The 25996-nt window shown below is 67.8% G+C and carries 28 protein-coding genes, 1 tRNA gene and 3 pseudogenes; 16 read left to right on the top strand and 16 right to left on the bottom strand.

Translation table 11 applies throughout. The features are described 5' to 3' along the window. Both ABZ937_RS27685 and ABZ937_RS27690 read right to left on the bottom strand, forming a co-directional pair. Positions 1–202: pseudogene (locus ABZ937_RS27685) on the bottom strand (transposase); the annotation flags it as partial. Beyond that, positions 176–463, bottom strand: a pseudogene (locus tag ABZ937_RS27690) (transposase); the annotation flags it as partial. The pseudogenes ABZ937_RS27685 and ABZ937_RS27690, both read right to left, overlap by 27 nt. A gap of 530 nt (positions 464–993) precedes the next feature. On the opposite strand from ABZ937_RS27690, the gene ABZ937_RS27695 reads away from it, so the two are divergent. Together ABZ937_RS27695 and ABZ937_RS27700 are read left to right on the top strand one after the other, a co-directional pair. Continuing rightward, a complete protein-coding gene (locus ABZ937_RS27695; protein ID WP_361696045.1) occupies positions 994–2685 on the top strand; it encodes a SpoIIE family protein phosphatase in 1692 nt (563 codons plus the stop codon). 479 nt (positions 2686–3164) lie between these two features. Next, positions 3165–3560 carry a hypothetical protein gene (locus tag ABZ937_RS27700; protein WP_361696046.1) on the top strand — a complete coding sequence of 132 codons (396 nt, stop codon included), beginning with the start codon at positions 3165–3167 and terminating at the stop codon, positions 3558–3560. A 207-nt stretch (positions 3561–3767) separates the two neighbouring features. Here ABZ937_RS27700 and ABZ937_RS27705 read toward each other — a convergent pair whose 3' ends face one another. The 3 genes from ABZ937_RS27705 to ABZ937_RS27715 all read right to left on the bottom strand — a co-directional run bounded on the left by ABZ937_RS27705 (position 3768) and on the right by ABZ937_RS27715 (position 5494). After that, positions 3768–4175, bottom strand: a complete 408-nt coding sequence (locus ABZ937_RS27705) for an NUDIX domain-containing protein (protein WP_361696047.1) — start codon at positions 4173–4175, stop codon at positions 3768–3770. Between the two features lie 547 nt (positions 4176–4722). Continuing rightward, positions 4723–5055 (bottom strand): ANTAR domain-containing protein, encoded by a 333-nt coding sequence (locus ABZ937_RS27710; RefSeq protein ID WP_361696048.1) that lies wholly within the window; start codon positions 5053–5055, stop codon positions 4723–4725. Between the two features lie 70 nt (positions 5056–5125). Continuing rightward, entirely contained in the window at positions 5126–5494 is a 369-nt protein-coding gene (locus ABZ937_RS27715; protein ID WP_361696049.1) for an STAS domain-containing protein, read from the bottom strand. A gap of 139 nt (positions 5495–5633) precedes the next feature. Between ABZ937_RS27715 and ABZ937_RS27720 the strand changes: the two genes are divergently transcribed. Both ABZ937_RS27720 and ABZ937_RS27725 read left to right on the top strand, forming a co-directional pair. Further along, positions 5634–5963 carry a helix-turn-helix domain-containing protein gene (locus ABZ937_RS27720; protein ID WP_351210935.1) on the top strand — a complete coding sequence of 110 codons (330 nt, stop codon included), beginning with the start codon at positions 5634–5636 and terminating at the stop codon, positions 5961–5963. 347 nt (positions 5964–6310) lie between these two features. Next, positions 6311–6873 (top strand): annotated as a pseudogene (locus ABZ937_RS27725) (site-specific integrase); the annotation flags it as partial. 451 nt (positions 6874–7324) lie between these two features. On the opposite strand, the gene ABZ937_RS27730 reads toward ABZ937_RS27725, so the two are convergent. The 6 genes from ABZ937_RS27730 to ABZ937_RS27755 all read right to left on the bottom strand — a co-directional run bounded on the left by ABZ937_RS27730 (position 7325) and on the right by ABZ937_RS27755 (position 12176). Continuing rightward, on the bottom strand, positions 7325–9514 hold the full coding sequence (locus ABZ937_RS27730) for a tetratricopeptide repeat protein (RefSeq protein WP_361696050.1): 2190 nt from the start codon (positions 9512–9514) through the stop codon (positions 7325–7327). Between the two features lie 397 nt (positions 9515–9911). Beyond that, entirely contained in the window at positions 9912–10334 is a 423-nt protein-coding gene (locus ABZ937_RS27735; protein WP_361696051.1) for a hypothetical protein, read from the bottom strand. Positions 10335–10604: 270 nt separating this feature from the next. Further along, on the bottom strand, positions 10605–10793 hold the full coding sequence (locus tag ABZ937_RS27740) for a hypothetical protein (protein WP_361696052.1): 189 nt from the start codon (positions 10791–10793) through the stop codon (positions 10605–10607). Between the two features lie 117 nt (positions 10794–10910). Continuing rightward, entirely contained in the window at positions 10911–11300 is a 390-nt protein-coding gene (locus ABZ937_RS27745; protein WP_361696053.1) for a hypothetical protein, read from the bottom strand. Next, entirely contained in the window at positions 11294–11722 is a 429-nt protein-coding gene (locus ABZ937_RS27750; protein ID WP_361696054.1) for an ATP-binding protein, read from the bottom strand. Before ABZ937_RS27750 ends, ABZ937_RS27745 begins: the two co-directional genes overlap by 7 nt. A gap of 46 nt (positions 11723–11768) precedes the next feature. Beyond that, on the bottom strand, positions 11769–12176 hold the full coding sequence (locus ABZ937_RS27755; RefSeq protein ID WP_361696154.1) for an NUDIX hydrolase: 408 nt from the start codon (positions 12174–12176) through the stop codon (positions 11769–11771). Between the two features lie 109 nt (positions 12177–12285). Between ABZ937_RS27755 and ABZ937_RS27760 the strand changes: the two genes are divergently transcribed. Further along, a complete protein-coding gene (locus ABZ937_RS27760; protein WP_361696055.1) occupies positions 12286–13074 on the top strand; it encodes a GntR family transcriptional regulator in 789 nt (262 codons plus the stop codon). Between the two features lie 22 nt (positions 13075–13096). On the opposite strand, the gene ABZ937_RS27765 is transcribed toward ABZ937_RS27760, so the two are convergent. After that, positions 13097–13462, bottom strand: coding sequence for a hypothetical protein (locus ABZ937_RS27765; protein ID WP_361696056.1), 366 nt, complete (start codon positions 13460–13462; stop codon positions 13097–13099). Between the two features lie 178 nt (positions 13463–13640). Here ABZ937_RS27765 and ABZ937_RS27770 point away from each other — a divergent pair, with 178 nt between their 5' ends. The 9 genes from ABZ937_RS27770 to ABZ937_RS27810 all read left to right on the top strand — a co-directional run bounded on the left by ABZ937_RS27770 (position 13641) and on the right by ABZ937_RS27810 (position 19517). Next, positions 13641–13997 (top strand): hypothetical protein, encoded by a 357-nt coding sequence (locus ABZ937_RS27770; protein ID WP_030790247.1) that lies wholly within the window; start codon positions 13641–13643, stop codon positions 13995–13997. Beyond that, entirely contained in the window at positions 13997–15373 is a 1377-nt protein-coding gene (locus ABZ937_RS27775) for an FtsK/SpoIIIE domain-containing protein (RefSeq protein ID WP_361696057.1), read from the top strand. Before ABZ937_RS27770 ends, ABZ937_RS27775 begins: the two co-directional genes overlap by 1 nt. Before the next feature lie 34 nt (positions 15374–15407). Further along, the gene (locus ABZ937_RS27780; protein ID WP_361696058.1) at positions 15408–16028 is read left to right on the top strand and encodes a DUF2637 domain-containing protein; all 621 of its coding nucleotides are present in this window, start codon (positions 15408–15410) and stop codon (positions 16026–16028) included. 11 nt (positions 16029–16039) lie between these two features. Then, positions 16040–16231: a mobile element transfer protein gene (locus ABZ937_RS27785; protein WP_103809705.1), complete on the top strand. Its 192-nt coding sequence runs from the start codon at positions 16040–16042 to the stop codon at positions 16229–16231. A gap of 16 nt (positions 16232–16247) precedes the next feature. Further along, positions 16248–16442 carry a hypothetical protein gene (locus tag ABZ937_RS27790; protein ID WP_361696059.1) on the top strand — a complete coding sequence of 65 codons (195 nt, stop codon included), beginning with the start codon at positions 16248–16250 and terminating at the stop codon, positions 16440–16442. Between the two features lie 25 nt (positions 16443–16467). Continuing rightward, positions 16468–16713, top strand: coding sequence for a SpdD protein (locus tag ABZ937_RS27795; protein WP_361696060.1), 246 nt, complete (start codon positions 16468–16470; stop codon positions 16711–16713). 140 nt (positions 16714–16853) lie between these two features. Then, complete coding sequence (locus ABZ937_RS27800; RefSeq protein ID WP_361696155.1) at positions 16854–18155, top strand: replication initiator; 1302 nt, start codon at positions 16854–16856, stop codon at positions 18153–18155. After that, a complete protein-coding gene (locus tag ABZ937_RS27805) occupies positions 18148–18360 on the top strand; it encodes an excisionase family DNA-binding protein (RefSeq protein ID WP_208032738.1) in 213 nt (70 codons plus the stop codon). The genes ABZ937_RS27800 and ABZ937_RS27805 overlap by 8 nt, the downstream gene beginning before the upstream one ends. After that, a complete protein-coding gene (locus tag ABZ937_RS27810) occupies positions 18360–19517 on the top strand; it encodes a tyrosine-type recombinase/integrase (RefSeq protein ID WP_361696061.1) in 1158 nt (385 codons plus the stop codon). The genes ABZ937_RS27805 and ABZ937_RS27810 overlap by 1 nt, the downstream gene beginning before the upstream one ends. Positions 19518–19598: 81 nt before the next feature. Here the strand turns inward: ABZ937_RS27810 and ABZ937_RS27815 are convergent. The 3 genes from ABZ937_RS27815 to ABZ937_RS27825 all read right to left on the bottom strand — a co-directional run bounded on the left by ABZ937_RS27815 (position 19599) and on the right by ABZ937_RS27825 (position 22724). After that, positions 19599–19671: transfer RNA gene (locus tag ABZ937_RS27815), tRNA-Arg, on the bottom strand. 68 nt (positions 19672–19739) lie between these two features. Further along, complete coding sequence (locus ABZ937_RS27820; protein WP_361696062.1) at positions 19740–21365, bottom strand: IclR family transcriptional regulator C-terminal domain-containing protein; 1626 nt, start codon at positions 21363–21365, stop codon at positions 19740–19742. Between the two features lie 87 nt (positions 21366–21452). After that, positions 21453–22724, bottom strand: a complete 1272-nt coding sequence (locus ABZ937_RS27825) for a M6 family metalloprotease domain-containing protein (protein WP_361696063.1) — start codon at positions 22722–22724, stop codon at positions 21453–21455. A 354-nt stretch (positions 22725–23078) separates the two neighbouring features. Between ABZ937_RS27825 and ABZ937_RS27830 the strand changes: the two genes are divergently transcribed. After that, the gene (locus ABZ937_RS27830) at positions 23079–23726 is read left to right on the top strand and encodes a helix-turn-helix domain-containing protein (RefSeq protein WP_361696064.1); all 648 of its coding nucleotides are present in this window, start codon (positions 23079–23081) and stop codon (positions 23724–23726) included. Positions 23727–23875: 149 nt separating this feature from the next. Then, a complete protein-coding gene (locus ABZ937_RS27835; RefSeq protein WP_361696065.1) occupies positions 23876–25414 on the top strand; it encodes an MFS transporter in 1539 nt (512 codons plus the stop codon). Between the two features lie 28 nt (positions 25415–25442). Here ABZ937_RS27835 and ABZ937_RS27840 read toward each other — a convergent pair whose 3' ends face one another. After that, the gene (locus tag ABZ937_RS27840; RefSeq protein WP_361696066.1) at positions 25443–25949 is read right to left on the bottom strand and encodes a MarR family transcriptional regulator; all 507 of its coding nucleotides are present in this window, start codon (positions 25947–25949) and stop codon (positions 25443–25445) included. Positions 25950–25996: the final 47 nt, after the last annotated feature.

Genomic DNA, 25996 nt, shown 5'->3' on the forward strand with positions numbered 1-25996 from the left:
GCCTGGCCGGGCGTGATGACGAACGCCAGCGGCCGGCAGCGACTGTCGGAGGCGAGGTGGACCTTGGTGGTCAGTCCGCCGCGGGAGCGTCCGAGGGCATGGTCGGCCGGCTCGCCGGCCGGGGCCCCTTTTGACGGGCCCCAGCGGCGTGCTGATGAGCCCGCACGATCGTGGAGTCGACCGCGACGACCCAGTCAAGGTCGCCTTCGGCGTCGGCCTGCGCGAGCAGGGCGGTGAAGACCTTCTCCCAGGTGCCGTCGGCCGCCCACTTCCGCAGCCGGTTGTCGGCGCCCTTCCACGACCCGAAGTGCTCGGGCAGGTCCATCCACGGCGTCCCGGTGCGGTACTTGAACGCAATGGCGTCGATCACCTGCCGGTGATCGCGCCACCGTCCGCCCCGCTTCGGCGTCCGGTCCGGCAGCAACGGCTCGATACAGGCCCACTGGGCGTCAGCCAACGACACACCAGACCAACGATCCGATGATCTGAAGGAAACGGCCTAGGTCTGCAGATGTCAAAGGCCCCGGACCATGATCGGTCCGGGGCCTTTTCCCTTGTGCCCCCGGCAGGATTCGAACCTGCGACACCCGCTTCAGGAGTTCGATCCAAGCTCGCTTCAGCTACCGCGGTCGACTGGTGAGACGGCCGGACAAGGGTGCTGGTGGGCGCCCCTGTCCGGCGTCGTTGATGTCAGCCATGGATGTCAAAAGGTCAAGACCGCACGAAGCCGCCATGTCTGTCTGCGTCGAGGTCGACCCCGGTTTACCGCCATCAGCTTGGGAAACTGCGATCATTTGCCGTGGACTCGCGCGCTGACCAGGGTGAACGGTATTACGGTGGTGGCGTTGGGCGCGGCTGCTTTCCCGTGATTCCCCGCTGTTCCCCGCTCGATCTGGTGCGGTCTGTGGTGCGCTTTGCGAGAGTCAGCGGTGATCCATGGGGAACCCGGATCCCAGGGATCCCAGGCGATTTTTCCGGTGACGGGAGGCGGTGATGAGGGGCCCGGATGGTCCGCAGGAAGCGGTTGCCACGGCCCTCGACGCCCTCGGTACAGGTGCTTACCTGACGGACGAGCAGGGCTTCATCGTCGCTGTCAACGCGCGTGGCGAGGAACTCCTGGCCCGCCCCGCCTCGGATCTGGTCGGCCAGGACGCCCATGACCTACTGCACCGCACCAGCTGCGGGGAGCCCGTGCCGAGGGCCCAGTGCCGGATGCGGGAGAGCGTCCTCGGCGGGCGCACCGAGCAGGGTGAGGAGGAGTGGTTCGAGCGCGGAGACGGCACGTTGTTGCCGGTGGCATGGCTGGCCACACCCTGTGACATCGGTATCCGTCCGTCGGCCACGCTCTTCCTCTTTCACTCCGTCGGCCGCTCCGGGCGTCCCGCCCAGCGGCCACCGGCCGGCGGACGGCTCTCCGAACTGCAACGGCTCGCTCTACTCGCCGAGACGACGACCCTGCTCACCTCCACCCTGGACATCCACGAGGCGCTGCGCCGCCTGATCAACCTCGTAGTGCCTCGCATCGCCGACTGGGCCGTCATCGACCTGATCAGCGAGCGGGACGAAGTGTCGCGCTTTGCCGTCGCCCACGCCGAAGGCGGCACCGTGGTGTTCCGGGAGGACCTCCAGGGGCCGATGCCGCCCGTGCCCCAGGAGTCCCGGATGCCCCTGTCCCGGGCCCTGCGCGGTGTCACGTCCTCCTTCGCCGGCCCCGAGACCTACCAGGGACCGCCCGACTCCGGCATCGCGGTGGAGCAGCGGCGCCTGTTCGAGGCGACCGGCATGCATTCGGCGATCGTGGTCCCCCTCCGCAGCCTGCACGACGTACTGGGCGCCCTCACCCTCGGCCGTGCCGACCAGCCCGAGCGGTTCACCGCGAGAGAGGTCACCCTGCTGGAAGACATCGCCCGACGCGCCAGCCTCGGCCTGGAGAACGCCCGCCTCTACCAGCGCCAGCGCAAGGTCGCCGAAACCATGCAGCGCCATCTGCTGCCGAAGCTCCCGCGGACGCCCGGCCGCAGCATGACCGCACGCTACCTGCCCGCGCCGGACGCCTCAGAGGTCGGCGGCGACTGGTACGACGCGTTCACCCTGCCGGACGGCGCCACCGCCCTTGCCATCGGCGACGTCGTCGGCCACGACCTGGACGCCGCGGCCGGCATGGCCCAGCTGCGCAACATGCTCCGCGCGTACGCGGTGTCCCAGGAGAAGCCACCGAGCAAGATCGTGGAATGGCTCGACCGGGCGACCCTGGACATCGCGGAGGTCTCCATGGCCACGCTGGTCTTCGCCCGCATGAGTGAGAACGACGCCGGCCAGTGCGAGCTGTCCTGGACCAACGCGGGCCATCCCCCGCCGCTGCTGGTCACCCATGACGGCATGGCCCGCTATCTGACCGACGGCCACGGGATCCTGCTGGGCGTCACACCCGAACAGGTCCGCCCCGACGCGACAGCGGAACTGCCCCCCGGCGCAACCCTGGTGCTCTACACCGACGGCCTGATCGAGTCCCCGAACCACAGCCTGGACGAGGGCCTCAACCGTCTGCGCCGCCACGCCGCGTCCTTGGCCCACCGCCCCCTGGAATCCTTCACCAACGAGCTGTTGGCACGGGCACGCCCACCAGACAACGACGACGACGTGGCTCTGCTGGCTGTCCGACACGGGCCGGACTCGTCGTTTTGAAGCTCTCGAAGCTGCTATACGGCACCGGCAAGTCACTTCTTCATGCCCTGGGTCTTGCCGGGGATCCTGGGGAGCGGGGCTTTTGCAGGTCAGGAGCAGTGGGCGCGTGCGCCTGGTGGTCATCGTTGGTCGTCCTTGGCCGATGTCGAGCGACCTCGGACGGCCCAGAGACGGCCCAGCCTCTCTGCCTCGGAAAGCAGCCGCCCAGTCTCAGCGCGTGGGACGCTTCTTCGGAGGAACCGGTCCTGGCCGAAGCGCACGCGGGCCTCGGCGACTTCAGCTTCGTAGCGTTTCCTGCCGAGACCCAAGACAGCGGCCGATCCACCGGGTTCGGGAGGCGCAAACTCCTCCCAGCGCGGGGACGGTTCCGGACGCGACCAAGGGCGTTCATCCAACACTCTCGGGGTGTGAGTCTTCCGCCGGCGTTCGAATGTCGTCGGCGGATCACCGACCAAGGCATCGCGTAGCAGCTGGCCCAGTTGCGCAGCTTCGTGCTCGACCCCGATCGTGAGCACCTGCGCCTGCTCGGCCTGCTGCTCCTGATACGCAGCCTTCCGCTCACGCTCCTGCCGCTTGCTGGCTGCCTCAGTTGCTTTGCGTTCCCGCTCCGCCTGACGCGCCCGCTGCTCCTGAGCTCGCTGCAAAGCCTGCTGCTGTCGCTGGTACTCGCTTCCTCGGCCGCCACCACCCAGCAGAGACATGGCCTGGTCCGCGCCTCGGCCGCCCCGCAGAGCGGCGTGCCTGTTCCCCAGGCGGTTGGCCGCTGCCAGCACGTTCATCACCCCTCGGACAGAGGAGCTCATCGAGACAGCGACGCCGTCAGCTTGGGAAGCCGAGGTGATCTGGGGCCTAGTCCGCGGCTGACCTGCTGCTGAGCGGAATCGGTGTCTGGAGCGAGGCCGGCTGGTTCCCCGGTGTTCCCCGTGGTTCCCCGCACGATCTGGCACGCGTCTGGCGTGACCTCTTCGTCCCGAACTCTCTGCTGGGAGGTCATTGAGACGCTGATGGGCTGGTCAGTCGGCCATCGAGGGGTGCTGGCGGTCAGCTGCGGTCAACTCCGCTGCTGTTCAGCGGTCACGGGATCAGGAAAGCCGCGCGGCCGCGTGCAGTGCGTCGAAGACCATCGCGTCGACGGCCGAGACCCGGTCCCGATCGGCGTAGCGGAACCACGCCTTCTCGGCGATCTCCTTCGACGGGGTCAGCTCACCGCGGTGATCGGCGGTATAACAGATCATCCTGAAGGGGGCGTGATCCGGATGGCCCTCGCCGATCTCGAAAGTGCCGAAGTGCACCATGGAACCGGGGTCGATCGTCGCCTGCAGTTCTTCGTCGATCTCCCGCACCAGGGTCTCTGCGTCGGACTCGCCCAGCTCGCGATGACCGCCCGGGAAGTAGAAGCGATCTCTGCCGTGACTACGCGTCACCAATACCCGGTCGTCCCGAACCAGGATCCACGCCACCTTCTCCGGCACACCGTTGCCATTCACCATGGCTCGGACCGTATCGGAGGGCATCGCCTGCGTCAGCACCGTCCAACCCCAGCCTCGCTGCTGGCAATTCCACATGAGGGAGCTGGGTCGGCGGGAGCGTAACGCCGAGCTTTGGAGGACGACCGCTTCGTCCCGAAGCAACTTGGGCGGGCACTCGACCTTGGGTCGCGGCGCCCCTCACTGCGGCTCCCGATGCGCGGGATCAGCACACCTCAGCTCAGTTCTCCGGGCTTGGGCATGGTGCTACCAGTGTCGCGGATCCACATGGGTGGCCTGCGGCTGGCGCTCGCTGAGCTGCCACTGTCATCGTCCCGATCCTCACGCGAAGCAGACCATCAAACCCTCGCGGCGAAAGGCGCCGCTCTCGAAGCACGAGGCAAGATGCGGGACAGGAAGGAACAGACGGAACAGACCAAGGGCTCGTTCAAGCGCTGAGCGCGCTGCCGCAGGCTTGAACCCGTCCCAGGAACGGCTGGGTGCTCTGAGCCGTCCTGGCACACAGGCTTTGAGGTCCGGCCTCATCCTTATCAGGTCGGAGCTGAAGCCTCTATGAGTCGTCGTCGGGCGGGTGGGGTGATGGAAGGCGAGAGAGTCGTTGGCGTTCCAGTGAAGCATCCAGAGCCCTGCGGATCTCCGGGGGAAGCCGCTTGCACTGCGGCCACTGCACGACGTGCGCTGCTACTTCTCGCAGCTTGACGTTGGTGTGCTGTGAAACTTCCTTGAGGACTGTCCACCCTTGCGGGGGTTGCACGCCGCTGTAGGCGATCACGACGCCGATCGCCTGGTCGATGACGGCGTGGGAGTCGATCGCCTGCGTCAGCTGCTCGATCTGCTTCCGCAGGTCGCGATTCTCGCGGTCGAGGTCAGAGCGCTCTTGCATCGGTGATCCGCAACTTTCCACCATGGCGCTGCATGGGTTAGCGAGCGTCCAGGCTCTTCAGTGGAGGGGCTCAGGAGGCAGCGGCGGCGTACACGGTCTCTCGGATCTCCAGGACGGTGTCGGCTCCGGTGATGGCGAACAGTCGCTGAAGCTGCTCCGGCGGCGCGGCCACGCGCAGGGTGCCCGTTTGGTGAGTGAGGATCAACAGTTTGAGGAACGTGGAGTCCGCGAAGTCCACACCGGAGGCGTCCAGGATCACCTTGGGATGCTTCCTGGCGGCGGCGTTCAGGGCGTCCGCCAGAGGCTGGATCGAGTGCATGTCGTAGGAGCCGTGAGCGGCGACGACCCAGGCGCCGCGCCATTCGTACTGAATCACCGCAGCCCCCGGGGCGTGTTCGCCGGCCTGGTCCGACCGCTGCTTCCCGCCGGTGTTGCTCATGGGCCTTGGCATGACAGCTTCATCACAGGACACCTTCAGGCTCCTTCCGTGGCTCTTCATCGCGGGAGCGGTCAGCGAATACCTGAAAAGTATGTCATGTATCTGGGTTCAGGCAACGGTCTCCCCTAAAATGCAGGGCATGGTTGGAGTGCCAGAACCTCACACCGGATGGACGTTCATCACCAACCACGCGCGCGTGCTGGCAGCCATCGCCGACAACCCGAACGTCCGGATCCGCGACATCGCTGCCCGCTGCCGGCTCACGGAGCGCGCCGTCCAGCGGATCATTTCCGACCTTGAACAGGACGGTTACCTCTCCCACACCCGTGATGGGCGCACGAACACCTACCGCATCGAGCCGGACAAGGTGTTGCGCCACCCGGCAGAAGCCGGCCTGTCCGTGGCCTCCCTGCTTTCCCTGCTCGTGCAGGACGAGACCGACCGCGCCGCAAAGCCGGTTCGTCAGTAGCTGCGCCTGGCGTCCAGGGGGAGCGCGCCACTGTACGAACGACCTGGACGCCAGGGCCGCGTCTGCTCGGCTCTGCCTGGGTCGATGGTGTGCGGGACGGGAGCCCCCAGCATCGGCCACGACGGACCCGCGGTCGGCGACGGCGCCCCCCTCCATCCCGGTGCCGGCCGAAGGCAGGAGCGTCGCGCGGAGCGGAGCCGGGAAGCGCGCCCGGCGGAGCGGAGCGCAGCCGGGGCTTGAACCAGTAGAGAAAGTTGTAACTCAGTCGGCCGCGTGGGGCTTGAAGTCGTGTGCGCAGGCTGGCAGTTCGACCCCTTGGCGGTGGGCGAGCGGCAGGAAGGGGACCGGCCGAATCGTCCACATGCAGGGAAGAACTGATCACGCGCAACGTCGCCAAGCTGGTCGAGCCGCCCCGCGCGTCGACCTCGACAACCGGGTCCTCTACGTCCGTCACCAGGTCCAGCGTCGCCGTGGCATCGTGTACGACGATGACCCCAAGAGCCGCCGTCGCCGTGCCGTCCCGCTGCCCGCCCTCTGCATCGCGCCCCTGCGCTGGCAGCGCATGCGGCAGGCAGCTGCCCGCGCGAAGGCGGGGGAGAAGTGGCAGGACTCCGCGTACGTCTTCACCACCCGGACCGGCCGCCCGGTCGAGCCGCGCAACCTGTACCGCTCCTTCACCCGCGTCGCCCAGTCCGCCGGCCTCCGCGTCATCCGCCTGCACGATGCCCGGCACGGCACCGCCACCCTCCTCACGGCGGCCGGAGTCGCGCCCCGCGTCGTGATGGAGATCCTCGGCCACTCCCAGATCAGCATCACCCTGGACGTCTACACCCACGTCGTCCAGGACACCCAGCGCGAAGCCATGAGCCACATGGACCGCCTGCTCAGGAGACGACCCGGCCGTCAGTGACTGCGCACGTTGATGTCAGCTGTAGATGTCAGAGGGGCCCCACCTACAAACGTTTGTAGGTGGGGCCCCTCTGACCTTGTGCCCCCGGCAGGATTCGAACCTGCGACACCCGCTTTAGGAGAGAGGCTGAGTGATCTGCGGGCTGAGCTGCGACTTCGCCGGCCGAGGAAGTGAGCGGCTACTCGACCTTGGGGCACCGGTGTTGACCGTGGCTGACCCCTGCATCTGGCACGGTTGTGGCACGAACCTCAGCCGACGACAGCCAGCCACGACGGCGGGTGCGCCGACCGACCACGCGCGCGTATGCCTCGCTGCACTCCCACCGGCCTCAGCCAGGCTATTGGCTTGTGGCGTCGACCGGCGCCAGACGACGGCCGGTCCGTGGCTGAAGCGCCAGCCGCGATGCGCCTTAAACGGTCGGACTACATCCCCCGAAGAAGCCCACTGGCCTTCACTGCGATTCCCCACTATTTTCTGAAATATACTTTAGAAGAAATGCAAGGTACTCTTTGGCATTCTCGTCCCCCTTTTCGGCTCCCTTTCTGCACCATTCCTCGCTCTGACTTAAATTTCCTTCTAGCCAGTACAGGCGCCCAAGCCTTGCTGCAGCCTCAAACTCGTCGTGAGTGAAGGCTGTCTGGTACAAGTCCTTAGCCTTCTCAATGTTGCCGCGGTGCTCGAAAATCATGCCAAGGTGGAGATATGCGTGACCGTCACCATCTTCTGCTGCTATCCGGTAGTAAGGAGTGGCCTTCTTCGGCTTACCCCTTCGTTCGTAAATGTATCCGAGTCTAATCCCAGCGCTCTTGTCGCCCAGATCGACGGCTTTTTGGAGCCACAGAATCGCCAGGTTCGTACGCCCTAGATCTTCCTGCACGCGACCCATTTCCTTGTAGGCTGGCCGATGCCCTTCGCGGACCAGCTCCCGAAGCATTCGAATTGCTTCAGAGAAGCGTCCCGTCATTCTGTACAAATGGGCGAGGCCACTCCGTGCCTTACCGTCTTGTTTCTCAATTGCAGAGAGGTAAAGCTCTTCTGCCTCATCGTACCGCCCAGCGTTGGAGAGTAGATTCGCTAGGTTAGTGATAGATCGATTATCTCCGAGCTCGATTGCTTTCCTGTAGGAGTCTTCCGCCTCGGTTACGGCATTGGCGCGGGAGAGGTAAAGCGCAAGGTTAAAATAACCGACTGCGTGATCAGGATGCTCTTCTATGTACTTCCGTGCCGACTCCTGAGCCTTGTCGTGATCCCGCAGCTCAGAATAGCAGTAAGCCATGCTAAGCAACGCGTTGTGATCATTTTCGCGAGCGGCTATTTGAAATTGCGGAATCGCCTGCGCATATTCTCTTTTGTGAAGGTGTATAGAACCCAGGCCGGCTGCTGCCTTGCCGGGTAGTACCGTCACGTTTTCTCGGTATATTTTCTCGGCCTGATCGAGTTCCCCCTTGGCCATATAGATGTCGGCGCGCAGCACCTTTGCTGATTTTATCCCTTTTTCTTCAGCGACCAGACACCAAGCATCTGCCTCGTCGATGCGATTCTGATGCAGGAGAACAATAGCGAGGCCCAAGGCGGCCTTTTCATCGCCCTTTTGGACCGCGGCCTCCAAGTACCTCTCAGCCTGCGCACTATCATTCTTTCGCATGTAAACGTAGCCGAGGTTTACAAGAGCGCGAATGTTCCCACTATTAGCAGATCTCTCGTACCATGCTTCAGCTTGGTCGTAGTCTCCAGCTTCGGCAAATACATATCCGAGACGAAAAGCCCCCTTGCCTCCCGAATCAGAATCTTCTGCGATTCGATATGCACTCTCTGCAAGATCTGTTCTGCCAGTTTTTGCAGCGTACTCGCCGACTGTGTGAAAGTCGAAATCCCACTTTCCGGAGAGAACCTCGTCCCAGACGATATCGGGGATCTCTTGAAGAGTCTCTGAGTTCGCCACCTTGTCAACAAGATAGTCGAACGCCTTATAGGTACCTGCCTCGTACGGAACGAGGAGGCTGGTAGTGGCGTGCAGAGGATCCGTAGCCCAGGAAATTGCCTGCTCAAAGGATTCCGGGCGGAGTCGCATCCCGCCGTTCTGTTGCAGGTAATATTCGTGTACTTTGAGAAGTTCGCCGACTCCTAGAGGTTTGTTTATACCTGCCCGCTTGAAGTCGATTGCTGAAGCCACCAAGGCGGCAGCGCGCGGGTGTTCACCTGGAGCCCAAGCATTTCTCCACTCTTCGTAGAGTTGCGGTCCAGCTGCGAGGTACTCCGCCACCCCGTATTCATCAGCGTGGCTTAGTGCATCTGTCATTCTGGGGTCGGAGCTGGTTTGAGCTCGACTGATTTCTTCTGCAGACCATCGGCGCGCAAGAAAGAATTTACTGGCTCGACTCATGATCTGGCGCGCATTCCGAACAAGTAAACGTTCGGCATTAAATGCAGAGCGATCTTCGCGTCTTGACAGCTCGTTGTAGCGTTCGGCCCTAATCGTGGCTAGGACTATCCCGTTATTCTCTGTGATTTCATCGATTGTCCGAACGGAGACAGCTGGTGGCGCCAAAAAGACGTCTAGATCATCGAGCCAAAGGAGTAGCTGGGTACTGTGTCTCAGTAATTCAGATGCGATGCCGGTTTCACTTCCATCAAACGGCATGAAGACTCGGTAATCACCGAGTAGGCGCTGTGCCGCTTCGAAAGCAGTTCTCGATTTCCCTGCGGTAGAATCGCCTACCAATAGCAGAAAGCAACCGGGCCTGATCGCTTGGAGGAAGTCCTCATCGACATCGCGCCCAACGTACTCGACATACCTACTGTCTTTCCGGTTCGGCGCGGGATGGACACCCCATTTAACAGGGTCGCTATTTTCGCTAACAAGCGGCCAGAAATACAGGTTAGCTAAGCGGGCGCTAGTAATCGCGGCGCCTAGGCTGTCCTCCTGATTCGCGCCGAGGTAGATCTGTACTCCGTGCTCTTGCTGGAAGGTGGTTGCGTGATCATGTGCATGCGCGACTTTACCGCTCGGCCGAGCGGTGCCTGCAGGGAAACGACCTTCACTCATTGCTACTCGCCGAGCCGTAGTAATTTTGGACACCAGAAGATTGCTGGAAGACCACGGCATTATCCTTGGCTACTGCGTTCTGGTTTACTCTTCCGCTGCCTGTGTCTGGACCCTCGCCTAGCTCGGTCAAAAGGGTACGCAGATCGTCGGCCATCTCTGGGTTGACTAGAAGGGCCTGCCGGAATCGGGCTTTCCATACTTCTGCCGTTACCCGAGAAGTGTCAGGGGCTCCTTCGAGGACTTCCCTGCGGGATTCTTCCAAATCTCCTTCAATGATCTGGACGTCCCCTTCGCCGTCGCGGCCGAGGAGTCTTGCGAATCTCCCCTTCGTAGCTTGCCATGCATCGGAAACCATGCACGACAGGAGTGCTTGCGCGGCAGGTGTCGCCATCTGAAGGATCTCAAGCTCACTCATGCGCCCCCCTGGATGGTTCTCGTGTCTACAGGTGTATCAGCAGTTGACGTGGTGCACCACCAGATCCGAGGGACTGTGGGACAACCCGGCGGAGCCGGTCCAGGTGGTGATCCTGCCCAGTCCGGGGGCAGTCTGCTGATCCTCCTGTGCGCGGCCCGGGCGCCGGCCGGGCTGGAGCGGGGCGGAGACAGGAGCGCAGGCCCGGCCGGGGGCCGGGCCGCGCGCGGCGAGCGGAGCGAGCCGACTTGAACCAGTAGAGAAAGTTGTAACTCAGTCGCTGGGGCTGGTGGTTTGATCAGGCTCTGGCTTGCTGGCTTCCGCGATGTGCCGGCCGTGTTCGGCAGCTCGTAGCAGTGACTGGGCTACCCGTTCGGCGTCGTCGGGGTGGAGGTAGATCTCCTGGGTCCACAGCACGGACAGGCGGACGGTGCCGTTCAGCAGGCTCGTTGCTACGTCCACCTCAACGCCATTGCCGGTGGCGTCGGTGACCTTTAGGCCCAGGTCCGCTCCTGTAGGCGCGCATGTACCTGAGCATGCCTGAGGCCCGGCTTCAGGTGCGAGGCCGGGCCTTCGGTGTCAGTTGAGAGGGGACACCGTGGTTCTGGGGCTGAACTCGTAGGCGCAGGGCGGGAGCTCTGTCCGGTGAGCTAGCGGTAGGTAGGTCACGGGCTGGATGGTCCAAGTGACGCGGGTGCCGGCGTGTGTGACTGACACCGTGCAGGGCTCCGCCCGCAGTAGGGCTCGTCTGGTCTCGGCGCGGCCGTCGTGCAGCCACGCCCATGCCTCGTCCGAAGCGTCTGGGTCCAAGGCTGGTGAGATCGTGCGGAGTGCGACCGCCACCCATCGGTCGGCCTGTGGTGCCGAGTAGGCGTCGAAGGATGCCAGGAGTGCCGGCCCCCGGTGCTCGGTGAGGTCTTCTGTCCAGCACTCGCACCAGAAGCCGCGGCGGGTTTTCTGACTCAGCACGGATGACCTCCCCGCAGTGCGTCTGCGTAGAGCTCTGCGGTGACCGTGTGGCCCTGGTCGCTGTCGTGGACGACGACTCGGTGGGCGATGGCGCTGACCATGCCCAGTCCTCGGCCGTGCTCGGCGTCCTGGTCCTGGTGCTCGACCTTCGGGGCCGTTGCCGTGCCGCCGTCGTCCGTGACGGACACCGCAACCACCTGAGCCGAGACGGCGACCGCCAGGTGGAAGCTGCCGTACTCCCGACCGCTGGCCGTGTGAAGAATCGCGTTCGCGCTCAGCTCGCTCACGATCAGTTCGGCGTCTTCGGCTAAGGGAGAGCCGCGCAGGATGTCGCGGGTCCACCGGCGGGCCCGGCTCACTTCTTCGGGGAATCCTGGGCAACTCAGTCCCCAGACCCGAGCTGTACTCGTATACTCGTGCATACAAGTTCCTTCGTGCTGGTAGGCCGCCATGTGCAGCGGGTTCGGGCTAGACGAGTTTCACGCCGTCGTGGGCGCGGATGGCCGGCGGGGTCGTCGCGTCGAGTGCGTCCAGGACTCGGATCGCGTACGCCTCGTCGGCAAGCTCGGTGACCTCTTCGCGGGTGGCCCAGCGCAGTGCGCGGGTCTCGTCACCGGTGGTGGGCACACCGTCGGCGGCTTCACAGCGGAAGACCAGCGAGACGATCAGGCCCTTCATGTTCTTGTAGACGCCGGTCAGGGTCGCCGGAAGGGCGATCTTGATTCCGGTCTCTTCGAGGACTTCGCGCTGGAGGGCTTCCGGGATGGCCTCCTCGCGTTCGAGGACGCCGCCCGGCGGCTCCCAGTGGCCGTTGTCCCGGCGCTGGATCAGGAGGGCCCGGCCTTGGTCGTCCACGACGACTCCGGCGACGCTCACGGAGTGCGGGCGTTCAGTGCTCACGTTCCTCGGCCCTCTCGGCTGGCTAGGCTCTCCACCGTAGCAACAACGCTCGCCCACTCGTCTAGATACCTAAAGGAGTACTCACGTGAGCCCTCTTTCTTCGGGCCTCCTCGGTGATCTCGACCCCACGAGCGATCGTGCGGTCTTCCGGCAGATCGCCGACCAGCTGCGCGAGGCCATCGACCGTGGGCGATTCCGCGAGGGCGAGAAGCTGCCCTCCGAAGCCGACCTTGTCGACCACTTCGGGGTGTCCCGGATGACGGTCCGCAACGCCTTCTCCATCCTCCAGGGTGAGGGCCTGGTGCACGCCGAGCACGGCAGGGGCGTCTTCGTACGACCACGACCGCCCGTGCGGCGGCTCGCCTCCGACCGCTTCGCCCGCAGGCACAGGGAACAGGGCAAGTCCGCGTTCATCGTGGAGGCCGACGCGGCCGGCAGTCACCCCCAGGTGGACAGCCTGGAGGTCAAGGAGGAGAAGGCCAGCCAGGACGTCTCCGCCCGGCTGGGCTCGGTGCGGCGCGTGCTGGCTCGTCGGCGCCGGTACCTGCTCGACGGGCGGCCGGTGGAGTTCGCCACCTCCTACCTCCCGCTCGACATCGCCCGCGGGACCCCGATCGCGGAACCCAACCCCGGGCCCGGCGGCATCTACGCCCGCCTGGAAGAGCTGGGCCACCGCCTCGACCACTTCGAGGAAGAGATCCGCGCCCGGATGCCCTCGCCCTCAGAGGTCAAGACGCTCCGACTGGCCGCCGGAGTACCGGTCATCCACCTCATCCGGACGGCCTTCGATACCGAGGGTCGGGCCGTCGAGGTCTGCGACACGGTGATGGCGGCGGACGCGTACGTTCTGTCGTACCAGCTTCCGGCCACGTGATCAGGTGGGCGGCGGCACAGCTCTAAGCGGTCGGCTCGTCCTCGCCGTCGGCGGCCGACGCGAACATGTCGCCGATGTTGGTCCACATGAAGCCCTCCCGCCAGTCGGGCTTGTCGAGCATCCACCCGAGCAGAGCCTGCAAGACCTTCTCCTGCGACACCGTTCGGGTCTGATAGTGCTCCGCAGGGCCACCGTCGCGGTATTCCAACTGGTAGGTGTTGTTGTCGCGGAACCAGACCTGGATGTACCAGTCGCCCTCCCGTTCCTCGTCCCGCCGCTCAAGGATCAAGTACTCGTTGCCACGTCTCAGGTTGGCGAGCATGGTTCCTACTGCCGGCTTCGTGGGGCGCTTCAGCTCGGATCCCCGGCCGTTGGTCGCTATCAGCATGGGTGGATTCTGGCGGGTGGGTCTGACATGGGCCGCAGGACGCTTCTCCGAACTCGTACACCCCAACACGCTTACTCGTATAGACGAGTGGGCAAGTTGTGTGGCAAGGTGGGTGTGCGATCCCGATCAAGGGGCTCGCAGGACCCATCTTGTATAGACGAGTAGATAGGAGCGTGCCTTGCGCACCATCCGCGTGGAGACCTCCGGAGCGACGATCCTCCTCACCGAGGCCCCTGAGCCGAAGGTCCGCGACCGGCAGACCGGCGAGATCGCCAAGGACGCCAACAGTGGTGAGGCGCTGATGACCATCGGCGTCGTCTACATCGAGGACGGCGAGTCCTCGCTAATCAAGGTCACCGTTCCGGAGGGCGGCATCTCCGAGGGGCTGACCCTCGGGGCGCCGGTCTCGCTGCCGGGCCTCGTTGCCCGGCCGTGGGAGTCGGTCTTCAACGGCCAGCAGCGCCACGGCATCGCCTACCGCGCTGCTGCTGTCACTCCGGCCGCCTTCCCGGCCGCGACCGGGGCCGCTGCCTGATGTCCGACCTGACGACGCTTCTGGAAGTGGGTGGTCCTGTCGCCGCACTCGGTGGCGGGGCCGCCTACGCCCGGGCCAAGCACCCGGCGGCGTACTGGTCCACGGTCGGTCTGCCGGTGTCCACGGTCCGGCTGCTCAGCTCGTACGGCTCGGTCATGGAGGCGTGCGGCCTGACTGTGGCGCCCTCCCGGCTGCGGGTGCTCGCCGTGAAGGCCATGACGCAGCGCGAGGTACGGCCCGTGCCGCCGCGTCGGGGCCTCATCCGGCCCACCACGACCGGGCTGCGGATACGCCTCCGCCTGGCGCCGGGCCAGGAACCCGCCGACGTCGCCGCCTCGGCCGAACGGCTGCGGCACGCCTGGGGCGTTCACGCTGTGTACGTCACCACCGTCAAGCCGGGGGTCGTCGAGCTGCGGCTCGTGGGTTACGACGTCTTACGGCGGGTGCGTATGCCGCGCAAGATCGCGGGCGGCTTCCTGAAGGTGCCGGTCGCACTGCGAGAGGACGCTACGCCGTTCGTCCGCGACTACCGCACCATCCCCCACCAACTCACCCTCGGTGCCACGCTGTCGGGCAAGTCCATGTACCTGCGGCACCTCGTCGCCGGTTTGGCTCCTCAGCCGGTCGCCCTCGTCGGCATCGACTGCAAGCGGGGTGTCGAGCTGGCTCCCTTCGCGCCCCGGCTCTCCGCACTCGCGACCGACCCGGAACAGGCGGCTGAACTGCTGCCGGTGCTGGTCAAGGAAATGGAGGACCGCTACGACCTGATCAAGGCCCGACAGGGCATCGCCCCCGGCACCCCGGACGAGGAAATCACCTCCGACATCTGGGGCCTGCCCGAGCACGAACGCCCAGTGCCGGTAGTGCTGTTCGTGGACGAGGTGGCCGAACTCTTCATGGTCGCCACAAAGAAGGACGAGGAACGGCGCGACGAGATGGTCACCCAACTCATCCGCCTCGCCCAGCTCGGCCGTGCCGCCGGCATCTACCTGGAAGTGTGCGGACAGCGATTCGGCGCCGAACTCGGCAAGGGCGCCACCATGCTCCGCGCCCAGCTCACCGGCCGCGTTTGCCACCGCGTCAACGACGAAGCCTCCGCCAAGATGGCCCTGGGCGACATCGCCCCCGGAGCGGTCTCCGCCGCCTGCTCCATCGCCCCGGAACGGCCCGGTCTGGCCGTGGCGGGCGACACCTCCGGCGGCTGGTCCCGCATCCGCACGCCGTACCTCTCCCTCGGCGACGCTGCCGAGACCTGCCGCGAGTCGGCCCACCTGGTGCCCGACCTCCCCGCCCTGAAGCCCTTCCGGCCCGACGTGCCCGAGCATCCGGTCGAGAGCACGCCGCCGGTCGTCCTGCCGCACCCGGTCACCGACTGACCTTCCCCTGCCCGACTCCGGAAGGAGCCGCATCATGCGTGCCCACCTGGCCCGCGTCGACGCGGTGCTCGTCCAGGCGTTCATCGCCGCCGCGCTGTCCTTCGCCCACCTCCACGACGTCGCCGTGGCCGCCGGACAGGACGGATGGAAGGCGTGGGCCTACCCCGTCTCCGTCGACCTGCTACTGGTCGCCGGCTGGCGTCGACTGCGCTCCGGTCACGGCAAAGCGGCGGCCTGGTGCTGGTTCGTCATCGCGCTCGCCGCCTCCCTCGGTGCCAACGTCGCCACCGCCGGCCTCCTCGACCTCGGCAACGTCCCGGCCTGGCTGCGGATCCTCGTCGCGGGCTGGCCCGCAATCGCCTTCCTCGGCGGGACCCTCCTCGCTCACACCGCGCCCAAGACGGACTCCGAAGCCGAGGTCATCGAGGATCAGGAGGACGAGCCCGAAACCGCGCCCGAGCCACCTGCCCAACCAGCCATCGAGACACCACCGCAACCCTCGCCCGTACCCGTCCCGTCCGCCCTGGTCGACCACGCCCGGAAGGTCGCCGCCGAGCACCACGCCCGTACCGGCGTCCCGATCGACACCCCCACTCTGCGCGCCCGCCTCGGCGTCCCGGCCCCGATGGCCGAAGCCATCGCCGTCCACCTCTGAGAGGAGACTCCGTGTCCGCCAACCGCAGCTTCCGCAACGTCACCCGCATCGGCCCCGTTCAGGTCGGCACCGCTTACGACAGCCGGGGCCGTGAGAAGCACACCGCGGCCTGCACCGCCCCGCGCTGCGGCTTCTCCGCCGACTACGACAGCCGCGCCGCCGCCGAACTGGCCGCCCGCACCCACCGCTGCCCCGTCCGCTGAAAGGACCCGGACCACCGTGACCGTCGGCCTGCCGCTCGTCGTCGTCCTCGGCTTCTTCGCCTGGGGATCGATCAAGTTCCTCGGCGTCCGTACCTGGATCGTCGTCCTGATCGCCCTGTTCGGCTTCTGGCTCTCGCACACCTTCCTGGCTCCCGCCATCGAGTCCGGCACCCGCTCCGGCGTGAGCGTCGTAAACGGCTCACATGCCTAGACGAGTAGATAAGGAGGTGCCCGCTGTGTTCCTGCCCAAGTACCCGGACAGCCCCACCCCGCCGTCCGCCCACACCCACGCACCCACCGCCCCGGCTCCCGCCCGACACGGCCTCCCCTCGTTCCCGGTGGATCAGAAGACGGTCGCGACGGTGCTCGTCGCCGGGGTGGTCCTCACCGCGCTCCTGGCCGCCGTCGCTGTCACGGCCATATCCGTGGCCGTCGCCGCTGTCGTCGTGCGCTCCCTGCTCCGCGATCAGTACCGGCGCTGACCAGCCGAACCGCACCCGGGGCGGCCACGACACGGCCAAGCATCCGGCCGCCCCGGGCCATCACCCCTGACCGATCCAGTCAGAAGGAGACCGCCATCTTCACCCGCACCACCCCGCCCCCGCTCCCGGAACTCGCAAGGCTGGCCGAAGACGGCACCCTGCCCGGTATCCTCCGGCAGCTCTCCGGGCTCGGCGGCTGCACCAACCCGATCCGCCTCGACGGCCACCGCACCGAGTACGACATCGACACCACCACCGGCGAGATCGGCCGCGTCCTCCACCACCTCGACTCGACCGCCCTCCCGGCTGGCCAACTCCTCGTCCGCTGCAACAACCGGCGCACCACCCGCTGCCCGGCCTGCGCCGAGGTCTACCGCCGCGACACCTTCCACCTCATCACCGCCGGACTGCGCGGCGGCAAGGGCATCCCGGAACACGTCGCCGCCCACCCCCGCGTCTTCGCCACCTTTACCGCCCCCGGCTTCGGCCCGGTCCACAACCGCCGCACCGACGGCCGCCCCTGCCGCTGCGGCACCCACCACGACCAGGACGACGACGCCCTTGGTACCTCGCTCGACCCGGAAACCTACGACTACGAAGCGGCCGTCCTCTGGAACGCCCACGCCGGGCAGCTCTGGCGGCGCTTCTCCGTCTACCTGCGCCGAGAGGTCGCCAAGCGGGCGGGTCTGTCCCAGCGCCGGTTCCGCGAGCACGCGCGCGTGTCCTTCGCCAAGGTCGCCGAGTACCAGAAGCGCGGAGCCGTCCACTTCCACGCGGTCATCCGCCTCGACGGCCCCGGCGGCGGAGACACCCCGCCCCCGGCCTGGGCAATGGCCGAACTCCTCACCGACGCCATTCGGGCCGCCGCTGGCAAGGTCCGCGTCGACGGCCCGGTCATCGACGGCCGCGCCCACACCTTCGCCTTCGGCCGCCAGTGCGACGTACGCACCATCCGCTCCGCCGACTTCAATGACGGTCAGGAGCTGACCGAGCGGGCCGTAGCGGCGTACATCGCCAAGTACGCCACCAAGGGAGCCGAGACCGCGACGGGTGCCCTCGACCGCCCGCTGAAGTTCGCCGCCGAACTCGCCCAGCTCGACATCAGCGACCACGCCCGCCGCCTCATCCGAACCGCCTGGACGCTCGGCGCGCGGAAGGACCTGGAACACCTCCGCCTGCGGGCCTGGGCCCACATGCTCGGTTTCCGCGGCCACTTCTCCACCAAGTCCCGCCGCTACTCCACGACCCTCGGTGCTCTCCGCAACGCCCGCGCCGAATGGCGCCGAGCACAAGCCGCAGCAGCCAACGGCCCGGAGACCGAGACGACGTACGTCCTCGCCCACTGGGTCTTCGCCGGCACCGGCCTGTCTGACGCCGAAGCCTGGCTTGCCGCATCCCTAGAACCCGCTCCCGGAACGGAAGGAGAACCCACTCATGGCTGACCGCTACCTGACCGTGGCGCAGGTGGCCGAACTCCTTGGCACTACGGAACGCTTCCCGCGTCGCCTGATTGCCGAGCGACGCATCGTGTTCGTCAAGGTTGGCCGTCACGTCCGCATTCCGGAGAGCGCGCTGAATGCCTTCATCGACGCCAACACGGTGCAGGCGATCGGTCATCGGCGCAGCTCCCTGCGGAGGGCTGCCTGATGGCCAACAAGAAAGGGAGGCGTCGGGACTTCGGTTCGGTCCGACAGCTTCCGTCCGGCCGTTGGCAGGTCCGGTACCGAGACCCAGAGACGGGGCAACTGCGTCCCGCTGAGAAGACGTATGCCACCAAGACCGACGCTCAGGTCGCCCTGACGCACATCGAGTCGGACATCGCGCGCGGGCAGTGGGCGGACCCGGACGCCGGGGCGGTGAACTTCGCCGACTACGCCACCGCATGGCTGCGGGACCGCAAGCTGGCCGATCGCACTCGCGAGCGGAACGAGTCGGTGATGCGGCTGCACATCCTGCCCACTTTCGGGGCCGGAACGGTGGCCGACGTGACGACTCCTCGCGTGAGGAGTTGGCGCGGCAGGCTCCTGGCGGCCGGCGTCGGCGAGCCGTCCGTCGTCAAGGCATACCAACTGCTGCGTGCCCTGATGAACACGGCCGTGGATGACGAGCTGATCCGGCGCAACCCGTGCCGCATCAAGGGCGCGGACCGTTACGACGTGCCCGAACGGCCAGTCCTCACGGTGGCGGAGGTCTTCGCCGTGGCCGACTCCATCGCGCCGCGCTATCGGCTGCTCGTCCTACTCGCGGCCTTCACCACGCTACGGTTCGGGGAGCTGGCGGCCTTGCGGCGCCGGGACATCGACCTGGAGGCGCTGACTGTCACTGTGCGCCGCGCTCAGGCCGAGCTGCAGGACGGCCGGCTCTTCGACAAGGCGCCGAAGTCCGCGGCCGGGCTTCGCACCGTTTCCTTCCCGGCCGAACTGCTCGGCGACGTGACGCACCACCTGGAGGACTTCGCTGCCCCGGGCCGCGACGGACACGTCTTCGTCGGCCCCCAGGGAGGGCAACTGCGGCGGAGCAACTTCCGGGACGACTGGGTGAAGGCTCGGAAGGCTGCGGGCGTATCGGCCGAGCTGCACTTCCATGATCTGCGGCACACGGGCAACACGCTGGCCTCCACGGCCGGCGCCAGCACCCGCGAGCTGATGACCCGCATGGGCCACAGCAGCTCCCGTGCCGCGCTGATCTATCAGCACATGACCAGCGACCGGGACCGCGCCCTGGCAGACCGGCTCGGTGCAATGATCCGGGGCGGTGGGGGAGTGACCTCCGGGCCCTCCGAGAAGGACCCTGCGGGCCCGTAGTGGCACGCCTGTGGCACGACCCCTGAAACGCCGAAGGGCCAGCCTAGGAGGAAAACCCTCCTGAGCTGGCCCTTCTCTCTGTGCCCCCGGCAGGATTCGAACCTGCGACACCCGCTTTAGGAGAGCGGTGCTCTATCCCCTGAGCTACGAAGGCGTGGGTGGGCGTCCTGGTGGGCGCTCGGTCCACAGGGTACCGGATCACGGCGTGGGCGGGGCGGTGGTTCAGGACGTGGGGACGTGGGTGAAGCGGGACGCGGTGTGGAAGTCCCGCTGGATGCGGTCGGCCGTCGCGCGGAGGGCGGGGAGGAGGTCCTCCACGCAGTCCTCCAGCGTGCGGCGGGCCGCGTGCGTGGCCACGTTCAGCGCGGCGACCGCCCGGCCCGTCCGGTCCCGTACCGGTACGGCGATGGAGCGCAGGCCCGATTCCAGTTCCTCGTCGACCAAGGCGTAGCCCTGGGCGCGGATCTCGGTGAGTGTCGGGGACGGCGGGGCGCCCGTGTCCGCCAGGAGTACGCGGCCCAGCGAGGTCGCGGTGGCCGGCAGTCGCGCGCCCACGGTGATGCGCACGGTCAGGACGTGGCTCGCGCCCGCGCCGGCCGTGTACTGGATCTCCTCGCCGTCCCGCGTCAGCACCGCCAGCGCCGTCGGCTCGTGCAGCCGGTCCGCGAGGGCCCGCAGGTGTGGCTCGGCCAGGCGGGGCAGTGTCGTACCGGACAGCGGGGGGAAGCCGAGGTCCAGGACGCGCGGGGTGAGGGTGAAGGTGCCGTCGGGGCGTGCGGCCACCAGGCCCAGGTGCTCGTGGGTGAGCAGCGCCCGGCGTGCCGTGGCCCGGGACAGGCCTGTCGCCCGGGCCACCTCCGTCAGGGGCAGTGCCGAGCGGCCCTCGCCGAACGCCGTCAGCACCGTCAGACCCCGGGCCAGCGACTCCACGAAGTCCCGGCCCAGTTCGTGCTTGGACGCCGTCGTCCAGGTCGCGAGTCCGGCGGGCGTGGGGCCCGGCTCGGGCGGGGGAGCGGTGCGCAGGTCGGCCTCCATAGCCGCCACCGCCGTACGCAGGCGGGGGAGGAGGGCGGTGCGCAGGCCGGTCGCCGAGTGGCGGCTGGTGTGGCTGACCACGCTGGCCACGCAGGCCACGCTCCCGGTGCCGGGGTGCCGTACCGGGACGGACACCGCCACCAGGCCCGGCTCGATCAGCTGGTCGTCCAGCGCCCAGCCGTCCCGGCGGGCCCGCCCCACTCGCCCGGCGAAGGCGGAGTCGGCGTCGTCGGCGGGCTCGGCTCGCGGGGGTACGGCGGCGAAGGCCGTGTCCTGCGGATCCCCGGCCCGGCGTGTCCGCCAGCGCGTCCAGTCGGCCTCCGTCCACTCGGTGGCGAACAGCGCGCCCGGCGCGGTCCGTTCGGCCGGCAGCAGGTCGCCGATGCGGAAGCTGACGGAGAGCGCGCGGCGCCGGGTGGCCTGGTGGATGAAGCGGATGCCGTCGAGGTCGGCGACCGCGAGCGACACCGACTCGTCCAGTTCGTCGGCGAGGGCGTCGGCCCGCGCGTCGAGCAGTGCGGGCAGGCGCAGGGCGGCCAGGTAGGCGTTGCCCAGCTCCATGACGCGCGGGGTGAGGACGACGTCCCGGCCGTCGAGGCGGACGTAGCCCATCCGGGTCAGGGTCGCGGTGATCCGGTCCACCGTGGAGCGGGCGAGTCCGGTGGCCCGCTCCAGCGCGCTCGGGCTCAGCGTGCCGCCCGCCTCGGCCAGGCGCCGCAGCACACCGACCCCGCGCACCAGCGGCCCGACCGCCTCCACCGGCGTCCCGGCCCCGGCACGCGCGTCGGCATCCACTGCGGTCATGGCGGGCATCGTCTCTCCGGTACGGCGTCGGGGCATGCCCACGGTAAACCCCGGTCGGGGGCGCCTCGGTGATTCCCCGCCCCGGCCCCGCCACCCTCATCCCCGAGTGACCCGCACCCGGTAGTTGCCCTCCTCGTCCGTGCTCATCACCCGCACCGCGATGCCGTGTCGTGGGTCCTTGAAGCTTTCGCCGACGGTGAAGGGGGCGTCGGAGAGTTCCGCGTGGACGTTCGGGCTGCGGGTGCAGCCGCCGCTGTCGCGGTGGCTGTCGTAGACCGTGATCGGGCCGCGGCCGGTGTCGACCATGGCGTCGATCTTGTAGATGAGGATGCCGGGGCGGCACACCGCCTCGTCGTTGCCGCCCTGTGCCCGTACCTCCAGCGCGTACGTGCTGCGCGCGGTGACCGGCACCAGGACCAGCTTTCCGCCGCCCGGTTTGTGCAGCGGGGACAGGGTGTACTCGACGCTGCCCGGTGCCGCCGCGCAGCCGACCTGGCCGCCGTCCAGCCAGCCCAGCTTCCACTTGTGCCAGCCGAGGAGATCGTTGTCGGCGCCCCAGTCCTCGCTCATGATGTCCCAGTGCCCGACCGCGCCCCCGCCCTCCTGCGTGTACAGGTCGGGCAGGCCGAAGGTGTGGCCGTTCTCGTGGGGCAGTACCCGGTAGCCGGTGCGGGAGAAGGAGCCGGAGCCGTCGTCCTGGCGGGAGTAGACGAAGGAGGCGTTGGCTATGCGGACGCCGTCGGCGACCGGGGCGTCGTCGTTGCCGGCGAAGGTCACGGACAGCACGGTGTCCAGGGCGGAGGGGCCGGCGTTCGGGGTGATGAGCACGTTCAGCAGGTCGTAGCTGCGGAAGTCCACCTTCGGGTCGGCGGCGGCCACGATGTCCTGCACCAGGCTCCGGTAGCCGGGGTCGAAGGGGGCGCCGCGCTCTATGCCGTACTCCCGGAAGCGTTTCGGCATGCGCAGCCAGGTGGTGATGGGCGTCTCGGGGCGGTAGTCGAGCCGGCCGTACGACGCGGTGCGGAACCATTCCTGGGTCTGCGGGAAGAACTCGTGGAAGCGGTCCATCGCGCTGCCCGGGCCGGGTGCGTCGGAGAAGTCGACCATCAGGGTCAGCGCGTGGACGGTGCCCGTGGAGCGGGAGTAGCCGGGCGGGGTGGGCAGGCCCTCGGTCATCTGCACGTCCAGACCGGCACGGATCATGCAGGGTACGAGCGCGGAGGAGCGGGCCAGGTTGACCGGCCCTGCGGTGGTGGGCGCCGTCAGGTGTCCGGCCCCGGCCGAGGTGCTGACCGTGAGGGTCAGGACGGTCACGACGGCGAGGGCGGCAACCCGGCGCGGGCGTATGCGGCGGCGGGGCGGCTGCATGCGTGCGGGGACCTTTCGCGCCACGGCAGCCGCCGGTCTCCGGCTGCACCCTTGCGCTCACCCTGTGTCGGGGGCGCGGCGGGCGCGCGCTGGAGGAGACCGATGGTGGGAAACCCGGTCCGCGCGGGGGTGAATCCCGGCGCGCGATGATTGTGGCTCAGGTCACAAGCATTCTTTCGGCGCAGGGGAAATAACCGGGGAGGTGCTCCCCGTTTAGTCATGTGTCCGAGCGAAACGGGGACGCGCTCCCCGGATCGACCGGATCCCCCACAGCTTCCATCGCCGTCAGCGGTTCAGTCGCCGTCATCGGTTCAAAGGAGAACCGTCATCGGTTCAAAGGAGAAGGAGTACGCCGTGTCCGTCACGACCGCCACCGCAGTGCGCAAGGTGTCCCGGCCGCGCGCCGACGCCGTGCGCAACCGGGAGCGGATCGTCACCGCCGCCCGCGAGATGTTCGTCGAGCACGGCCCGGACGTGCCGCTCGACGAGATCGCCCGCCGGGCCGGCGTCGGCAACGCCACGGTGTACCGCAACTTCCCCGACCGCGACTCCCTCGTCCGCGAGGTCGTCTGCTCCGTCATGGACCGCACGGCCGAGGCGGCCGAGCTGGCCCTCGCGGAGACCGGGGACGCCTTCGCCGCACTGGAGCACTTCGCGCACGCCGCCGCCGACGAGCGGATCAGCGCGCTGTGTCCCATGGTGTCCAGCACCTTCGACAAGCACCACCCCGACCTGGAGGCCTCCCACGAGCGCGTCGAGCGGCTCGTCGAGGAGATCATGGGCCGGGCCAGGGCGGCGGGGCAGCTCCGGCCGGACGTCGGCGTCGGCGACCTGCTGGTCGCCGTGGCCCAGCTGAGCCGGCCCCCGGCCGGCACGGACTGCCTCCGCGGCGACCGCTTCGTCCACCGCCATCTCCAGCTGTTCCTCGACGGCCTGCGGGCCCCCGCCCGCTCGGTCCTGCCGGGTGAGGCCGTGAGCATCAGGGAGCTGCGCGACGCCTGACCGATCAGCTCCGACCGATTAGTTCAGCTCCCGCATCCAGTCCACCTACAGCACGGCAGCCGGCCCGGCCGTCCCCTGCTCTTCACCTCTCTGCCCGACTCCGTTTTCTGAGCATTTTTCCGTCACGAAGTCCCGAAGTGGGTATCTCCATGTCCGAAACAGCCCTCAAGGCTCCCGGCGCCGCCGCCCCGAGCGGTGACGCCAACCGCTGGAAAGCGCTCGTCTTCATCGCGCTCGCCCAGCTGATGGTCGTCCTCGACGCCACCATCGTGAACATCGCCCTGCCCGCCGCCCAGCAGGACCTGGGCATATCCGACGGCAACAAGCAGTGGGTGATCACGGCCTACGCCCTCGCCTTCGGCGGTCTGCTCCTGTTCGGCGGCCGGATCGCCGACCTGTGGGGCCGCAAGCGCACCTTCGTGCTCGGCCTGGCCGGCTTCGCCGCCGCCTCCGCGCTCGGCGGCGCCGCCACCACCGGCACCATGATGTTCGGCGCCCGCGCCCTCCAGGGCGTCTTCGGCGCGATGCTGGCCCCGGCCGCGCTGTCCCTGCTCGCGGTGATGTTCACCGACGCCAGGGAGCGCGCCAAGGCGTTCGGCATCTACGGCGCCATCGCGGGCGGCGGCGGTGCCGTCGGCCTGATCCTCGGCGGCTTCCTCACCGAGTACCTGGACTGGCGCTGGACCTTCTTCGTGAACATCCCGTTCGCCGTGGTCGCCGCGCTCGGTGCCTACTTCGTCATCCGTGAGCCGGAGGGCGGTCGCAACCGCTCCCCGCTCGACATCCCCGGCGTGATCCTGTCCACCCTCGGCCTGGTCGCCCTCGTGTACGGCTTCACCCGCGCCGAGTCCGACGGCTGGGGTGACACCGTGACCGTCTCGATGTTCGTCGCGTCGGGCGTGCTGCTCCTCGCGTTCGTGCTCGTCGAGTCCCGGGTCAAGGCCCCGCTGCTGCCGCTGCGCGTGGTGACCGACCGCAACCGCGGCGGCATCTACCTCTCCCTCGGCCTCGCCATCATCGGCATGTTCGGCCTGTTCCTCTTCCTGACCTACTACCTGCAGGTCGTGAAGGGCTACTCGCCGGTCAAGACCGGCTTCGCCTTCCTGCCCATGATCGCGGGCATGATCACCGGCTCCACCCAGATCGGCACCCGCCTGATGACCCGGGTCCCGGCCCGCCTGCTGATGGGCCCCGGCTTCCTGGTCGCCGGCATCGGCATGCTGCTGCTGACCCAGCTGGAGGTCGACTCCTCGTACGCCGCCCTGCTGCTGCCCGCGATGCTGCTGCTCGGCCTCGGTATGGGTACGGCGTTCATGCCGGCCATGTCCCTGGCCACCCAGGGTGTCGAGCCCCGGGACGCGGGTGTCGCCTCCGCGATGGTCAACACCTCGCAGCAGGTGGGCGGCGCGATCGGCACCGCCCTGCTGAACACCATCGCCTCCTCCGCGACGACGTCGTACCTCAAGGACCACATCGCCGGTGCGGCCTCCAAGCCGCAGCAGAAGCTGGTCCAGCTGGACGGTCTGGTGCACGGCTACACCGCGGCCATCTGGGTCGCCGTCGGCATCCTGGGCCTCGCCGCCCTGATCGCCTTCACCTTCGTCAACGCCGGCCGCCCGGACGTCACCGAGATGATCTCCGGCGAGGGCGTCGAGGACGAGGTGCCGGTGCCGGTGGTGGCCCACTGAGCGCCCGTACGGTGACGCACCCGGTGGTTTAGCGGAGCCAGGGCAGGTCCGCACCCGCTTCGTTGGGCTGGAGGCCCTCGGCGACGATCTCCATGATCTCGCCGAGGGCCTTCTGCTGTTCCGGGCTCAGCCGCTCGAACAGCGCCTGCCGTACGGCGTTCACATGGCCGGGCGCGGTGCGCCGCAGCACCTCGTGGCCCTCGTCGGTGAGCACGGCGAACTGGCCGCGCTTGTCGGAGGGGCAGTCCTCGCGGCGCACCCAGCCGTTCTTCTCCAGCCGGGCGATCGCGTGCGAGAGCCGGGAGCGGGTGATCTTCGCCCGCATCGCCAGCTCGGTCATCCGCAGCCGGCGGCGCGGCGCCTCGGCGAGGCCGACGAGGAGGCCGTAGTAGATGTGCGGCATGCCCGCGTCGCGCTGCAGCTGCCGGTCGAGGTGGTCCTCCAGCAGGGTGGTGGCTTGCAGGTAGGCGCGCCAGACGCGCTGCTCCTCGTCGGTGAGCCAGCGGTGCCGTGCGGGGTCCGGTGCCGTGTTCATGTGTCCCACTGTACGAGGCAGCTCCTTGAAACTTGAACAAGTGGCGC

It is taken from the genome of Streptomyces sp. NPDC046727 (assembly GCF_040645635.1).
Classification (GTDB): domain Bacteria; phylum Actinomycetota; class Actinomycetes; order Streptomycetales; family Streptomycetaceae; genus Streptomyces.

Coding starts and splice junctions, on each gene's coding strand:
- ABZ937_RS27840 (WP_361696066.1), bottom strand. CDS start 25,949: ATGAACACGGCACCGGACCCCGCACGGCACCGCTGGCTCACCGACGAG.
- ABZ937_RS27780 (WP_361696058.1), top strand. CDS start 15,408: ATGCGTGCCCACCTGGCCCGCGTCGACGCGGTGCTCGTCCAGGCGTTC.
- ABZ937_RS27695 (WP_361696045.1), top strand. CDS start 994: ATGAGGGGCCCGGATGGTCCGCAGGAAGCGGTTGCCACGGCCCTCGAC.
- ABZ937_RS27805 (WP_208032738.1), top strand. CDS start 18,148: ATGGCTGACCGCTACCTGACCGTGGCGCAGGTGGCCGAACTCCTTGGC.
- ABZ937_RS27715 (WP_361696049.1), bottom strand. CDS start 5,494: ATGAGCAACACCGGCGGGAAGCAGCGGTCGGACCAGGCCGGCGAACAC.
- ABZ937_RS27820 (WP_361696062.1), bottom strand. CDS start 21,365: ATGCCCGCCATGACCGCAGTGGATGCCGACGCGCGTGCCGGGGCCGGG.
- ABZ937_RS27765 (WP_361696056.1), bottom strand. CDS start 13,462: ATGCTGATAGCGACCAACGGCCGGGGATCCGAGCTGAAGCGCCCCACG.
- ABZ937_RS27825 (WP_361696063.1), bottom strand. CDS start 22,724: ATGCAGCCGCCCCGCCGCCGCATACGCCCGCGCCGGGTTGCCGCCCTC.
- ABZ937_RS27750 (WP_361696054.1), bottom strand. CDS start 11,722: ATGCACGAGTATACGAGTACAGCTCGGGTCTGGGGACTGAGTTGCCCA.
- ABZ937_RS27705 (WP_361696047.1), bottom strand. CDS start 4,175: ATGGTGAATGGCAACGGTGTGCCGGAGAAGGTGGCGTGGATCCTGGTT.
- ABZ937_RS27720 (WP_351210935.1), top strand. CDS start 5,634: ATGGTTGGAGTGCCAGAACCTCACACCGGATGGACGTTCATCACCAAC.
- ABZ937_RS27735 (WP_361696051.1), bottom strand. CDS start 10,334: ATGAGTGAGCTTGAGATCCTTCAGATGGCGACACCTGCCGCGCAAGCA.
- ABZ937_RS27775 (WP_361696057.1), top strand. CDS start 13,997: ATGTCCGACCTGACGACGCTTCTGGAAGTGGGTGGTCCTGTCGCCGCA.
- ABZ937_RS27710 (WP_361696048.1), bottom strand. CDS start 5,055: ATGCAAGAGCGCTCTGACCTCGACCGCGAGAATCGCGACCTGCGGAAG.
- ABZ937_RS27835 (WP_361696065.1), top strand. CDS start 23,876: ATGTCCGAAACAGCCCTCAAGGCTCCCGGCGCCGCCGCCCCGAGCGGT.
- ABZ937_RS27730 (WP_361696050.1), bottom strand. CDS start 9,514: ATGCCGTTTGATGGAAGTGAAACCGGCATCGCATCTGAATTACTGAGA.
- ABZ937_RS27810 (WP_361696061.1), top strand. CDS start 18,360: ATGGCCAACAAGAAAGGGAGGCGTCGGGACTTCGGTTCGGTCCGACAG.